General features: G+C 40.3%; 13 protein-coding genes. 6 read left to right on the top strand and 7 right to left on the bottom strand.

Features of this window, described 5'->3' with window-relative positions; all coding sequences use genetic code 11:
* Positions 1-14 precede the first annotated feature (14 nt).
* The 5 genes from QUE23_RS05000 to QUE23_RS04980 all read right to left on the bottom strand — a co-directional run bounded on the left by QUE23_RS05000 (position 15) and on the right by QUE23_RS04980 (position 6561).
* A complete protein-coding gene (locus tag QUE23_RS05000; RefSeq protein WP_286348020.1) occupies positions 15-392 on the bottom strand; it encodes a hypothetical protein in 378 nt (125 codons plus the stop codon).
* A 357-nt stretch (positions 393-749) separates the two neighbouring features.
* Positions 750-2186: an McrC family protein gene (locus tag QUE23_RS04995; protein WP_286348019.1), complete on the bottom strand. Its 1437-nt coding sequence runs from the start codon at positions 2184-2186 to the stop codon at positions 750-752.
* Between the two features lie 5 nt (positions 2187-2191).
* Positions 2192-4009, bottom strand: coding sequence for an McrB family protein (locus QUE23_RS04990; RefSeq protein WP_286348018.1), 1818 nt, complete (start codon positions 4007-4009; stop codon positions 2192-2194).
* 131 nt (positions 4010-4140) lie between these two features.
* Positions 4141-4545 carry an ATP-dependent Clp protease ATP-binding subunit ClpX gene (locus QUE23_RS04985; protein WP_286348017.1) on the bottom strand — a complete coding sequence of 135 codons (405 nt, stop codon included), beginning with the start codon at positions 4543-4545 and terminating at the stop codon, positions 4141-4143.
* A gap of 45 nt (positions 4546-4590) precedes the next feature.
* On the bottom strand, positions 4591-6561 hold the full coding sequence (locus tag QUE23_RS04980) for an AAA family ATPase (protein WP_286348016.1): 1971 nt from the start codon (positions 6559-6561) through the stop codon (positions 4591-4593).
* A 288-nt stretch (positions 6562-6849) separates the two neighbouring features.
* On the opposite strand from QUE23_RS04980, the gene QUE23_RS04975 reads away from it, so the two are divergent.
* Positions 6850-7398, top strand: coding sequence for a hypothetical protein (locus QUE23_RS04975; protein ID WP_286348015.1), 549 nt, complete (start codon positions 6850-6852; stop codon positions 7396-7398).
* A gap of 30 nt (positions 7399-7428) precedes the next feature.
* The gene (locus QUE23_RS04970; RefSeq protein ID WP_286348014.1) at positions 7429-8238 is read left to right on the top strand and encodes a DNA recombination protein RmuC; all 810 of its coding nucleotides are present in this window, start codon (positions 7429-7431) and stop codon (positions 8236-8238) included.
* A 649-nt stretch (positions 8239-8887) separates the two neighbouring features.
* Here the strand turns inward: QUE23_RS04970 and QUE23_RS04965 are convergent.
* The gene (locus QUE23_RS04965) at positions 8888-9502 is read right to left on the bottom strand and encodes a putative barnase/colicin E5 family endoribonuclease (RefSeq protein WP_286348013.1); all 615 of its coding nucleotides are present in this window, start codon (positions 9500-9502) and stop codon (positions 8888-8890) included.
* A gap of 832 nt (positions 9503-10334) precedes the next feature.
* On the opposite strand from QUE23_RS04965, the gene QUE23_RS04960 reads away from it, so the two are divergent.
* Together QUE23_RS04960 and QUE23_RS04955 are read left to right on the top strand one after the other, a co-directional pair.
* Positions 10335-11591 (top strand): GumC domain-containing protein, encoded by a 1257-nt coding sequence (locus QUE23_RS04960; RefSeq protein ID WP_286348012.1) that lies wholly within the window; start codon positions 10335-10337, stop codon positions 11589-11591.
* A 38-nt stretch (positions 11592-11629) separates the two neighbouring features.
* Positions 11630-12145 (top strand): hypothetical protein, encoded by a 516-nt coding sequence (locus QUE23_RS04955; protein ID WP_286348011.1) that lies wholly within the window; start codon positions 11630-11632, stop codon positions 12143-12145.
* 418 nt (positions 12146-12563) lie between these two features.
* On the opposite strand, the gene QUE23_RS04950 is transcribed toward QUE23_RS04955, so the two are convergent.
* Complete coding sequence (locus tag QUE23_RS04950; protein WP_286348010.1) at positions 12564-12734, bottom strand: hypothetical protein; 171 nt, start codon at positions 12732-12734, stop codon at positions 12564-12566.
* An 86-nt stretch (positions 12735-12820) separates the two neighbouring features.
* Here QUE23_RS04950 and QUE23_RS04945 point away from each other — a divergent pair, with 86 nt between their 5' ends.
* Together QUE23_RS04945 and QUE23_RS04940 are read left to right on the top strand one after the other, a co-directional pair.
* The gene (locus tag QUE23_RS04945) at positions 12821-13981 is read left to right on the top strand and encodes a HipA domain-containing protein (protein WP_286348009.1); all 1161 of its coding nucleotides are present in this window, start codon (positions 12821-12823) and stop codon (positions 13979-13981) included.
* Positions 13981-14595: a recombinase family protein gene (locus tag QUE23_RS04940; protein ID WP_286348008.1), complete on the top strand. Its 615-nt coding sequence runs from the start codon at positions 13981-13983 to the stop codon at positions 14593-14595. The genes QUE23_RS04945 and QUE23_RS04940 overlap by 1 nt, the downstream gene beginning before the upstream one ends.
* The last annotated feature ends 38 nt before the right edge of the window (positions 14596-14633 follow it).

Genomic DNA, 14633 nt, shown 5'->3' with positions numbered 1-14633 from the left:
GTAGGCGATGGGCGTTAGTCTTGTTGTTCTGTTGATTTAAATAACTCTTGCACCACTGGGTCAATCTCACTAAAGGCATGGGCAAGATTACGCAAATAGTTATCTAGCTTGCCCCGTGGGTCGGTGTTTTTGATTGTTGCCACTCTAGCAATTTGTTTTTGTGCTTTGTTAATCACGCCAAGAACTAACCTAAGTGCATCATGGACCGCCTTAGAGTTTTTCTTACTAGGTAGCCTATTGATACAGTGCTCTAGTTCATTAAGGTGTTTTTGCAAGCTAGCATAGGTTGGCTGCTGATCAGGTAAAATTTTGCTCTGTGCTCTAGAGAATAATTGTGTGCGTACACTTTCTTTGTCCAAAGCTTTGAGATAATGGCTGGTGATCTGTTGCAAGGATGCTCCCATACTGTATTCTAGTCAAGATTGTTTAAATGAAAGATAAATGAAAGATAATAGCTTGTCTGGCCACATGTACATGCCCTGTTAGTACCTCTTGGATTTTTGATCGAGTGCGCTCATACATATGTTTTCTTTCTGAAGCCTCTTCAAGCAATAAGCATTTGGTATTGGAATAAGCTCTAAAACGCTCCCTTTTATAAATTCTTCACAAAATGACTAGATACGATACTTAAAGAGTTCAGCAGGCATATCTATATTCACTAAATTGAAAATCACCCACATTGAGAAACAACGTAAATTCACTCTGGTGCGTCCGTAATATCGCTCGCTCCTTGTTCTAAAAGTATTTTTCTAACTCATAATGACTAATGGAAAATATGTGGTTTCTAGTTTAATGGACATATCTGACTTACCCGTTGATATGCGTGGTTTGAATATCCCCATAATAGATTGAGTATTACCGTGCCATGGATAAACAAGATAAACGCTCACTCGTCGTCGTTTTTCTCGTTGTTTTTCTAAAGAAGCGTATACACTTGCGTACGCCCACATTTGGTACAGATCAGCTTTTTCAACTTTTTTTGATTTTTCAACTTTCCATTTGGTGTCTAAAATCAAAATTTCCTTTTCATTCTTAAGAACAATGTCGGGAACTAATGCAGAGTGATCTTTAAGTTTTTCATCTTCCATAAGGTATTCTCTATTCTCTTCTTGCAAGCTCACACGATAGCCCTCTACACTCCTTTGTAACCAATGCCCTACGAAGGACTCAAAGAGTCTTTCCATCTGGAACAAAAAAGCGTGAGCCTGATCTACTCCGCTGTAGGGAGTCAGAAATGTTTGGCGCAAAAACAGACGACACCATGCTAATAAACTTTGGTATTCTCTAAAACGCGTGGCGTGTTCGCTTTTGGCAAAGTCTGAATCGATTTCTGTGTCTAGAGTAGGGCTGATCTCCTCAAAGACAAACCACACAGGGTTAAATTTATCTTGTGTCTTAGGACTTAACGCTAGCGTTTTAAGATATTTAAGTGTGGCTTTGATTAGGCGGTTAGGTGGCACATCTAAACTATATTCATTGCTAGTGGTGTAAAAACGCTCCTTGTGGATTAAATTGAACTTAAGATGTTTAGCAATCTCTAACTTGCCCTTGAGAAAGGTGCGGTTTTTAGCTACACGCAAATAATCGCGTTTGAGTCCGCGTTTAATCAGTTGCTGGCACTCCTCTAAAAACATGCATGCAAAAATATCCAACAAGGGCAAGTTTGCATTGCCTAAATAGGCAGATTGGATCTTCTTAAAGGGAGCACTCCTAAGAGTGGCTAGACAGTTGTAGAGAATTTGTTTGGCATGGCAAATGCGGCATGGTGGTGGTGCTATGGGTTTTTGTTTCTCAGGTTCTTCTCCATGTTCTTCTTTCTTTTTGGGTTGAAGTTTCTCAACAAACTCCACGACTTGTTCTTGAAACTTAGTGTTGTCAAATGCATATAGAGAATTTTGGCAACTAGAGTCATGTTGGGCGTTTGAATCGCCCTCATGCACCTTAGGCAAAATTTCTAAACAAAACCCCCTCACTTGGAGCAAACCTACATAATTTTGTGTTCTCAAGGTATCCTTATTTTCAAATTTCAAAAAACAGCGATTTTTCTTTGGGTCGGCGAAATTCTGCAAAGTCTTCCATATTCTTTGCGCCTCCTCATCGTCATTGGGATCGGGTAGGCGACCCCTTATATCCTCCTTGGTGAAGTCAGTGTATTCTGCTCGGCAAAGTGTAGGTATGGTGCGCATAGGAGTTATTCATCAGTGGATGGTGTATTAGATTCAGGAGACGCGCTCTCTTCATCTGCTGGGCTTGTTTTGACTTCGTCTGACACCTCTTCCCTATCTGTATCGCTTGTCTCCCTTTTGCCATCATTCAATTTGTCCGGTTCACCGTTGTATATTTCCCTAAAAGACTTAGCCTCCCACTCATCCGATTCTGTAATCTCATAAATCCTTTTATCGGTATCGACAAAACCATTAAAAGATTTTCTAAGTTTCTTGTCATCTTTTACCGCTACCGCCCCATCCTTCATTGCATCTTCTATTGTCTCATTTTTTAGCATACCATTGCCATTCAGCACAATATCAATCTTGGCATAATCATCATAGAAATACTCTTGCAAAAGCGGGATGATCTTGTTTGTAAAGCACTCTCGCAAATCCTCTAAAGTCTCTAGCCCTAAAAAGTAAGTGTGCCCAATGGTGTGGTGGCGATCTAGTAAAAACTCTATGCGTTTATTCATTGCCCTTAAGAGTTTCGGCAAACTTATATGTGTGTCCTCGTTTTTCGCATTTCTGATACAAAGGTTTTTAAGCTCCTTAGGCTTTGACATCATCTCCACAAAAGTAAATCTACGGCGTAAAGCGGTATCCATCAAGGCAATATTCTTATCAGCGGTGTTCATTGTGCCAATGATGTAAAGATTCTTAGGGACACCAAAAAGTTCTTTTTCTCCATTTCCACTCTTTTGACCTTGACTATAAGGCAATACAACCTTTAACTCCTCGCTATTGCCTAGCCGTTTGCTGGGTTCTATGAGTGTGATGAGCTCACCTAAAATGCTCGCAAGATTGCCTCGGTTGATTTCATCGATGATGAGGATGTAGTTAGGCGCATCCTTGTCTAATGGATTCTGCTGGATTTCTTGTTCTTTTGACAGAGCATATGGAGTTTGTTGTCCCGAATATTCCAGCAATTCAGGGTCCTCTTCTCGTTCAAATTTCATCATTTTATTAAGCATTGCCCAAATGTAGGTATTGCCACCAATTTTAAGATCCGTTGGGTTCGGAGGTTTTCCATCCCGTATTGATTCATAGAATTCTTTATACTTATTCCTTAATGTTTCTTTTGATGGGGGGTTACCGACTTTTTTCCAGTATTTTTGATTTGTCAAGATAAATTGTGCTTGACTTATTTCCCCGATATTGTGCACTATGCCACTATAAAGTTTGGCAGTTCCATAATTCCCTTCTTCTTTGTATCTTTCTTCCAAAGCCTTAACAAACCTGTTAAACAAATTATCCACATGGAGTTCTAGACCTATCCTATCTATATTCTCATGGTGTGTATCAGATTGTACCTCCGTGTTTGATTCCATACTACTGGACTTCTCATTAGAAACTTGCTTAGATTGAATGCCTAAGTATTTTTTTGCGCTTTCACATATCCTCTTAAAAACTCCATCTTCGACAGGGTAATCAACTTGATTGCCTTTTGGTTTAGGTTTGATCCCCTCTACAAACTCTTCATAGCTATAACTCTGATGAAAGGTTACAAACTCGATCTGCCCTTGTTCTCTGTAATGATCAAACAAAGCCTTAGCGTAGATTCTTCGTCTTTTTTCTTCTCTTTTACTCTCATCAGTTTCATTAATCTCCTTTTGGACAGACTGAGGAATTTTATATTTGACAGAATCTCCAAATAATTTTTTTTCAATTTTTTCGTGATCTAACTTCCCTCCTGTTTCAAACTCCAAAATTTTTAACGCCTCTTCAATAGTTCTGTAAGTTTTGCCCGTCCCAGGAGGTCCATAAAGGATTTGATTTAAAGGATATTTAGAATCTGCCACTACATCTCCTCCTAATATCAAAAGTCTCTAGAAAACACCATCTATCGAATAATCGCATAAAAATCTAAACTGCACCACTGCATCCATCAATTTCTACCATTAATCAAGTCAAAATTTGACTAGCTACACATTCAAATATGCTCACTATCTAACTCCTCCCTATACCAATCCATCTCTTCTATTTTTGTCCCTTCAGCGACCAAATGAGGTCTGCCCGTTACAAGTGTATCGCTTGTGATGACACATTGATGCCCCACAAACTTTTGTTCTTGCAAGTCGGATATAATTAGGAGCAATCTGTCTGTTAACACAAGCCCAATGGCTCTCATGCCCGTTCCCTCTTGCATCGTTTGATCGATGATCATTTTTTTGGCTTTGGGAGTAAAGACAAGACAACTCCCATATCTTAAAAACTCATTTTCATATTCAATGATTGCCCGATCAAAGGCACTCTCTAACATTTTCGTATCCACATTTTCTAACACAATGCGCACGGGAATACGCCCTATAAGTTCTCTAATCAATCCACAACGCATTAAATCAGCACTTTTGACCTCTTGGGGAACACTGGGCTCTTGTGGTTAAACAATAGGCGGACGCTTGACAAACCCTATCGTATCTTGTCCTTCTTGATGGTCTTGATTATCCTTATTGTGATAAAGATTTGCAAAATGTCCAGCCAAGATAAACAAAATTTTTGAAGTGTCTATAGATATCTTCAGCTCTTTAGTCTTTCCATCTTCTTGTTGGTTGTAAGTAAAGGTGATGTTATGCCCTTCTATAATTTTAAGCAATTGTGTTTGCACGCTCATTTTAAACGAATCGTAATCACTAACTTCTATTCCTAGTTTATCTATTTCATCTAAGAATATCACGCCCTTTTGGGCTTTTTCAATTTCTTGCCCAGCATTTTGATAAAGATCAGCAAACATGCTAAGAATGTCTGCACCACGCCAGCCTTCTGGTGTAAAATGTGAGGCATCCATAATGCAATAAGGGATACCCAAATGTTTTAAAAGTGTCGTTGTCATAAAGGTCTTACCTGAACCAGAAGGACCTATCAATAGTGTATTTGTCTTGGGCATAACATTCTCATCCCCCACAAAGCGCTTATAGTGATTAGCAATGACCATACAGAGTCTTCTCTTAGCCTCTTCTTGTCCACTCACATACTGATCTAAATAGACTCTAAGCCCTTTGGCAGAACGATCATTGGGATCTACATTGATAACGGTTTCGATCTCTTTTTTAAAAGTAGCCGTTTTGGAGAAATTAGGGATTGCAACACTATTTTTGCTTGGTGAAACCTCTGTTTTTAATGGATCTCTTGTCAAGGCATATTGTAAGGCATTTAGAAGAGATTCAAAAGTCTTTCGATCGCTTTGCAGGTCAGATGTCCTAGTATGCCCTCTAAACTCTATGTCCAGCCCATTAGCCTGCTGATCGTTTAAAAAAGTTTGCAAGTCAAAAAAACGCGCACGGCAAGAGATGGTGAAACAATCATCATTTGTAACTTGATAAACAAGAGCCACATTAGCTTTATGGCGATCAAGCAAGCAGTAAGCTAAGAGTCCTAGAAAGCCCAAAGGCAAAGTAGCATTACCAGCCACAACTAATCCATCTGCATACTCTGTAGCACGGAGATCAGCAAGTAATTTTCTGTTTAACTCAAGTCGCTTTCTGTTGTAGTCATTAAGAATGCTAAGACTAGCCTCACACTTGGGATTAAGACAATAATGAAGAGCACAGTAATGATTATGGTTGTATTCTTTTTGATCTAGCTTTAGACCACTCAAACGCCCCGAACTATTAATCACATTGATGAAGTGAAATCCATACTGATAACTTAGATTTTCCCATGTGTTTTTATCTGTGCCAATCAGTTGTTTGATAGCCATGTGCTTAGGATTAAGCAGTCTCTCGTAATAAGGACGGTTACAATCATCTAGGGGGATATAACTACTCAATAATCCTACACTTGCTAACTCTAAGGCATCCTCGCAATCCTCCAATTCTAGCATTTCCTTAAAAAAATGGTAAGCCACCAAAGAACCGCTGTAGCTATGAATATTCGCTTTTTCGGGGTTATACTGGTAAACTCGTGTCTTTGTAGGTGTGTGATTGTCTGTGATAATGATATTCTCAAAAAAAATAGAATATTCTTGTAGAACACCCTCTTTCGCCATAGCTAAGCCAATACTCACTAACAAGGGTCCCAAGTTGCCATGTTTTTGCAAAATGTTCTTGTAGCTTGTCTTGAGATATTCTGGGGAGCTTTGAGAAGAACCAAATGCACATGCCATCAAACAAGACTCGTTATTAGCAATCTCATCTAAAGCCGCTAAGCTCAAACCATACCCATGGGTGTTGCGATTGGGGCTATAAACATAAACCCTACTTTCTATACCTGACTTTTTTAAAAGAGTTACTACACTGCTAGCCCCCATTAGTCCATCACAGTCATAATCACAAAACAATACAAGTGGATGCGTGTGAATTTTCTGTCTAAATTCTTTAAGCTGTCTGGCGTTGGGATTGTAAGGGTAAAGCATCAACGCATCCTTATAAAGTCAGTAAGATTAGCAGAAATCATACTACCAAATCGTAGTAAACTTAATGCCTTATTCTTTTCACACCCCAGTATCTTTATAAAACGACTTCCAAATATAAGGCTTACATATTGAGGAATGGTTTTAAAACCCGCTTGCAGAGAGATTTAGCTTATAGAGAGCTTTATCTGTACACTAAAAATTCATCCGTGTACAGTGGGCTTAATGTATAATCAACAATCTTGATACTCTCAGCTAAATATCAAGCTAAAGTTTTTTGGAGATCATCGGATGTTACAACTACTCATACTAGGATTGGCATTAGAAAGTGTAGGGATTGTTGCGTTATTAGTGTGGATCTATAAGTTGAAACAGCGGATTTCACAAACTGAAGCATCTTTGAATAGCACTAAGGAAAAATGTGAGATACTAGAAAAGAACAAGGATAGTGAATTAGAACAACAAAAAAAATATTTAGATCAAAGGCTCAAAGATGAGCAAGAAAAATATCAAATTCTACAAGACAGCAGTAAGAGGGATTTAGATCAACAAGGAAGGCATTCAAACCAGAGACTGCAAGACCAAGAAAACCATTTTAACCAAAGACTTCAAGACTGGCAAGAAAAATACCAGACCTTGCAAGAACAAATGCAAAAACAACAAGAAGACATGGGTGAGTTGACAAAGAAGCTTGTCTTAGAAGAAGTTAAAAATGAAAGTAGCGATTTACTAGATCAAAAGACCAAAGATTTCCAAGAAGCGCAAAGCGCAACTCTCAAACCCCTACAATCTGAGTTACAAAGCCTAGAAAATCTAGTCAGAAGTTTTAAAGAATATTAGATTAGCGAACAAGCCAGTTTAAAAACAGAGTTGAATTCTTTACAGAATTTAAATAAAAACTTAGCCCAAGAGGCTCAAAATCTTACAGATGCTTTAAGGGGTAGCCCACAAAAACGCGGAAGTTATGGGGAGTTATTGCTCAAAACATTGCTTGAGCGGCATAATTTTATTGAAGGCGTGCATTTTGAAGTGCAAAAGAGTATCCAAAATGACAATTCTTCTTCAGTGCGCCCAGATGTTGTGTTATATTTGCCAGATAAGCGCAGTGTGGTGATTGATTCTAAACTCAATCTAAATGACTATATGGATTTGCAAGGTGACCAAAGCAAAGATGAGAGAGTTAAGACACTTGGGAACTTAAAGAAAGCGGTTTATGAAAGTATAAAAAAGCTAGGGGAGAAAAACTACCACAACACCATACCAGATAGTGTAGCCTTCACCATCATGTACATCCCCTTAGAAGGTGTGTATTTAGAGTTGCTTGACCTTAATGCTCAAGAATTGTTAGAAAAGGCAAAAGATGCCCAAGTCATCATTGCATCGCCTAGCACGCTTATGGTAACCTTAATGTACATAGATCATTTATGGAAAAACGCAAAAATAGATGAGAATTACGAAAAGGTTATGAAAGAAATTACAAAACTAAAAAAGAACTTCGAAGAATTTTCTAAGCATATAGACGCACTAAGTAGAGATGTAAATAAAGTGCAAACGGATAAAAACAAGATTGCTAGGAGTTTTGAAAGTCTATCGGTGATATATCCCAATTCGATAGAGGAGATAACCGAAGTAGGCAGTTCTAATGATGCAAAAGATGAAAAGGACAAGAAAGATGACTAAATCAGTATTTAGCTAGTATTTATGGATATTGTAATCTGTTGTACTAAAGAATTAAAAAGATGTTTTATAAACTCTACACCCCACATAGAGCGCTTTGGTTCGTCCTCAAAACATCTTTTTTCAAGGCAAGTAGTTGAGTTGGTTGACCTTATGAGAGATGGTTTTGAAATATTGTTAAGGTGTTGACAAGATGGATGTTTGGTTACCATTGAGTGCCCGTTTCATCAAGCTATGTTTTTAAATAATAAATATTTTATTAAACACAATAATTAATATTTCAAATAGTATTTAATCTATTGTGAATTATCACTCTATCGCCCCACTCATCTAAATCAATTAAATCAATCAATCAACAATTTTCATCATCTCTGCCATTGAGCATCCTGACCGGCTGATTTCTGTAGCGATGAGGGTGTCCTGCGTTTGAGAGCTCTGCATAGGTCAGTGATACGCATAAAATCAGGGTGTGACCACTGCTCGCTTCTACAATGATTTTGTCATCAGTGATTAAGTTGTGGTCTTTAGCATATTTGTGTATTAAGTAGTCTTGACTGGCGATGTCTTGTTTTCAGTGGATACCCTTTTCATGCTCCAAATTTATTTGTGTGGTGTCTGTGGCTTTTAAACAGCGGTGGGGTTAGGCTTAGTTTTACTTTTTAAGCCCTTTTGTGCTATCCTCTAGCACACTTAAGGGTTCATCTGCAGAAGTCAGTGCAGGATTAAACTTAGTGCTATAAGCGGACAGGTTCGCGCCATCGCCCTTAAGCTCTTTAGGTATTTTGCCTTTTGTCTTTTTATAGCTTGTAAGAACCCAGTTGTTCTCGCCTTTGCCAAACCACCCTTTAGATAAGCCTACCAAATAGTAGTCATCGCCCTTTTTAAGCCATAGGGTATCCTTGCCATCCTCATTGATAAGAGTACCTTTTTGTATAATCTCCTCAATCCCACTTGCCAACTTCTCTTGCGGTGTTGTGCCCTCAAAGTCTTTAAAGTCGTTTAAATGTTTCTCAAGGATTTTAGCCAAGCCATAAGGGTTAAGGGGTTTGCCTTTAGCATCTTTCAAGCCTTTTAAGCTAGCTGCATTTGCTCCCCACACTAAATCAATATACCACTCCCCACTCTCGCCTAAGTCTGGGCGATAGAACGCCTGGGCAACTTGTCCGCATTGCATTTGTAGGAGCTTTTTCACTGCCTCTTTACCTTTGAGTGCATACTCTGCAAAGTTTTCGCCAAATTCGGGGGTTATGGTAATTTTATCTGTCAAATAAGCCTGCTTTTGGGGGTTGTGGTTGTGGTAGGGGGGTCTAGTGGGGTTAGAGTTTCAGAATTGGGTGTGTTTTTGATATTTTCGTGTTCTTTTTGAGTAACTTTTAAGTTACTTTTAAGTGAATATATGGAGGTTTCAGCTGATTTTTGGGTATTTTTGGGTACATTGCTCATGTTGATCCTTTTTTGTATGGTCTTTGATTGATTGTGTTTGAGGTCAAAGATAGAGGATTGGCGGATAGTTTTGTTTTAGGGTGTGTTAAAACTTTGGTCGGGGCTAACACACTTCCCTCAATCTCAACTTTTTTCAATCACGCCCTCCATTTTAACGAAACCTTTTTTAAATCCCCCTAACATCACACCTCTGCGGTTCTTGAGCTCCAAAATACTGTAAATGTCAATGTAGGATACTTGCTTCTTGCGGTAGTCTTTGATTTATTCTAGTAGTGAGTCCAAGATAGTATTAGCTCACACTCTGCCTTTTTGTCAACCTAATTTGTAGCCTTTTGCTTTTAATGCGTTTAACTCGGTTTTGGTGCGTTCGCTTATGTATTAATATTTCAAATAGTATTTAATCAATTATAAATTATCACTCTATTCCCCATTTTGGATGGTATAATGCACGGATGGTAAAAAGAGGATGTACGCCAATATGGTGGTCGCATGTGGCGGTCTTGCCGTTAAAATTGGGGGGGGGGGGGGGGGGGGGGGGGTAGGTTGTGGCGTGTGTGCTCTCTTAAAAGATTTTTATCCATACCCCTTGTTTTAGGCGTGGTGTTTGCTGATGTGCGCGATGGGTTTTTTGTAGGGGGCGGCTAGGTTTGACAAATGTGAGCCCCTCTTATGAAGCACCACAGCACAATGCCTCTAATCCCTCTGATACCCAAGCTTTTGCCTTGCAACAGCAACTCAACGCCGATATTGACAAGCTTGTTGCCAATCTCAATAGCATAGCGATCAAAGCCATAGAGAATGCCTTGAAGAACAATAAGGAGACCTATAGGGCACAAAACAATCAGGTTTCTACTACAGGGGATGTAAACAACCTCGATCCGTTATCCACTCCGCTTTTAAATGGGCTTGAAAGCCAGGACAACACTTTGGAGCAGGCCATTGCACAAAAGATTGGAGCACTGGATGCGATGATAGCTAACAAACAGATTCCAGATACTCCAGAAATCCAGCAAGCCAGCACCGAGTATGCCAACATTCTAAAAGCCCTGCAAGAGGGATCTAAAAATTTAATCCATGAGATCAATGAGGCGATCGATGCCTATAATAAGGCATTAGATGAAGCCAAAGCTACCTACAAGAGCGCTCTTGAAAAACACCAACAAACCGCACAAGAAAACACCCAGTATCAGCAAAAAGAACGGGCTTATGATCAACAAAAGCAGCAATATAGTAAAGCTTCAGGAGTTGTCAATGATTACAACCAAACGCTAGACCACCTGATTCAAAACATCCGCGAGTATGTGCCCCAATATAACAATCAAGGAAACCAGATAAGCAAGCCCCCTTCATGGCAGGCTTTCTTGAATAATCTTAAATCCATTAGTGGCAATCTTGATGCGATCAATGCAATGATTAGCGCCAATAAAGCGATACTGACAATGCCCTGGAACCCCCAAGAATTTAGCCAATACCAGCAAGATGGTTACCACGAAGCTCAAGGTAGCGCGTGCAGGGTGGATCAAAGTGCTGCTCAAGCTGCTGGTGGGTGGGGGCAGTATTTTATAAATTGCATACAAAACATGGTGCCCAAACTAAATCAAGGAATACTGCCCACCAATCCATACCAGCTCATAGAAGTCCAGTCATGGTTCTACCAAAAAGCGGTGTTGATCTCTGATTTGAAAAAGATCAGGAGCTATAATGAAAACACCATTCAGAATGCTGAAGAGGGACTGATCAATGCATACCAATCTTACTTAAATACTCTTAGCACCTCTAGTTTTCCCACTCCTGGGCGAGCACACAACCCTTATCCAACTCCCACACCCCCGGGCAAACCTCCTCCCCTATTAGTCCACTCCCCAACCCAAAATTTAGTTACAAATTTAGTTTTGCCAAGATTGCAAGTTTAAATGTTCCTCAATTTGCCACCCGTCCCAATTTATCAGGCATGGTGCATGCCTTTAGCAATGCCTTTTACCATGACATGGGCATCAATGGTAGTCTGGTGGCTAGCTACCAGCACTTTTTTAGCCAACATCTAGGGTTTTCCTTAGATGCTTTCCTAGGTTATGGCTATATACGCAGCCCTATTTATAGCCGCCTCTCATTCTTCAAAAACCTCCAAGACATCCAAATAGATGTCGGGGGGAATTTGATCTATGACTTCAATGTGCCTAAAAACTACCAATCTCCCTTGTTTTATGGAATGTTTGCAGGTGTACAGGGAGGTAGCACCAACTTTGTGTTAGGTGCTGGGGATAAAAGTCTATGGCGCGCCTCTTACAATTTAGATGTGGACTTAGGTTTTAGGTTTCAGTTTTCAACAAATATCATCAAATGGGGAGTTGACATCCCTTTGATCCCCCATGAACTCAACTGGCAGGTAGATTCTACTCATCTGCAATTAGATCAAAATGCCAAAGACATCGGGATTTTCATGACCTATGAAAAATTGATCTTTTAAGGAGTATTGGTGAGGCTATAGACTTATTACAGAGGGGGCAGATGTTGCAACAGATTCTAGTCTAAAATAAACTTGAATGGCATTTAAGCCCATAGGTGTTGTATCCGTGCTCCCTGTGCACCCGCTACTATCTCTCAAATGCGTTGTGTGTGCCCTTGTATGGCTCTTGCGCTCTTCCAAGCGTGTGCGCTTCTAGAGCGTGTTGTCTTCCGTGGCGATGAGCCTAAGCGCGCCCTGATCCTTGTAAGTTTGCCCCCCTGCCCCCCTCTTGGGGGCGCAAAGCTTAAGCACCCTTGGGCTTTAGCCTCTCTAAATTGCTTTTTAGCAATTTCATATTCTTTAGACTTCTCCACCCCAATAAAATCTAAACCCAAGTTTGCACACGCCACCCTGTGCTCCCACTCCCACAAAAAACAATCTAACACCACGCCCCACTAGGCACAATGGCTAAGCAATGCTCTAATATTTCTACAGGCTTTTGGGCGGCGTGGTGTTTGTACTTGGGGTTCATATAGATATGCTTGTATCCATAGCCATACCACTCTTTAGGGATTAGCTCCCCTTTAACGCCCGTTATCTGTCTTTTCAACAGCGCCTTTTAACCCTTGCTAAAATACTCTTATAGTAATATCTTAGAACTATATTTAAAGTGCAATTCATGTAAAAAGGCTTTTGGTGCAAAAATACATTTTAAAAAGTAAAAACACAAATGTATTAAGTTTTAGTGTGGATAAAGCACAAAAAAATTTAGACATCGCCACGCTTGAAGTGTTAGCCCCCCGCTTGCTCCCTATAAGCCTTCAAGGAGCAGGCAAACAAAATTTAAAAGAACACCTAATCAAATGGATTAAAGCGCGCCAAATCCCTAAACACCGCCAATTCATGCCTGAAATTCTTAATACCCTAGGCGCTGACATTAACGACCCCCTATCTTACGCTAAAGTGGGACTTGCTTTATCGCTCAACGACAGCTTTTGGATTGTGCCAAGTGGGAGTAACTACCTATGGCAAGATTTTAACCTCTACGATCACCCCTTTAATACAGCTGTAAGTTTGACCGCACTCACAGGACAAAGCACAGAAACCAAATTACCAACAAGCGGGTTAAAGCTTTCTCCCGAACTCACCACAAATGGCATGCTTAAGAAGTGTTGGCACAAAGACACAACGGGAGAAATCATACTCATTAAAGGGCAAATAGGCACAGAGAGCTATTCCGAACACTACATCGCCCAAGTCGCTAAGGCAATGGGGCTAAATGCTCTTTTTTACGATTTAGACAAGCAACATGGCGAAATTGTTTGCACTTGCAAGCTTTTCACGAGCGAACAAATCGGCTTTGTGCCTATCTTAGAGTGTATAGACTACCCTAAATACCAACGCTTACAACACGACCCCAAAGCCCGCCTTTGTATGCTGGCTCAGGTGTTGGGGCAAGAGTTTGTAGAAGATTTATTGCTCTTTGATGCCTTGGTGTTTAACACAGACCGCCACTTAGGCAATTTTGGGATGTTGTTAGACAACGACACAAACACTTTTGCTAAACCCGCCCCTATCTTTGACAATGGCATGGCATTTTTGGGGCAAATGAGCGAGAGTGAGTTAGACAACATCCCCGCCTTCTTTGCAAGTGTGGATAGTGCGCTAGACTTGAAATTTGACACACAGATTAAATTAGTGGTGCGCCCCCGCCACATCCCCCTATTAGAAAGACTTAAGGATTTTACCTTCACACACCACTCGCAATATAACCTACCCGAAAAGTGGTTACGAGCAGGAGAAACGATGCTAAGAGTAAGAGGTCAAGAGATCATTAAAACGATTAAAGGAGTTTAATGGCGGTTGTTGCCTATATCCGTGTTTCTACCGACAAGCAAGACATGCACAGCCAAGACCACGCCATAGAAATGCACGCTAAAAAGCTTGGGCTAAAAATTGATGAGACCATTGCCATTGAGATGAGTAGCACGAAAACCCAAGCTAAAAGACGCATTGAAGAATTGAAAGTAAAGCTACAAAAGGGTGACACGCTCATTGCCACTGAGATTAGCCGTATCGGGCGCACCATGCACGAAATCATTAATTTACTCTTAGAGTTAGACAAAAAGGGCGTGTCTTTTATTTTTATTAGGCAGCCTGAGCTTTCTAATGTTAATTCCGCCACTTCCAAGTTACTGCTAGCCATTTATGCTTATTTAGCCGAAACCGAGCGCACACTCATTAGTGAGCGCACCAAAGCGGGACTGCAAGCCTTAAAGGCTAAGGGTGTCAAGCTGGGTTGGCAAAAGGGGCGGTTAAGAAAGCACCCGCAACTTGATCCACACTTAGACTACATCCGCATCTTGCGCTCTAAGGGCTTAAGCTATATGGCGATTTATAAGCTCTTAGAAATCCAGAATAAAAGTGTGTATAGTGGATTTGTCAAGTGGTGCAAACGGCGGGGGCTGTGAATAAAATATAATAATGGTGGGCATTAAGGCATTTGCGC

This window comes from Helicobacter felistomachi, from assembly GCF_030296895.1.
GTDB classification, from domain to species: Bacteria; Campylobacterota; Campylobacteria; order Campylobacterales; family Helicobacteraceae; genus Helicobacter; species Helicobacter felistomachi.
This window is presented reverse-complemented; position numbering and strand designations above follow the sequence as displayed.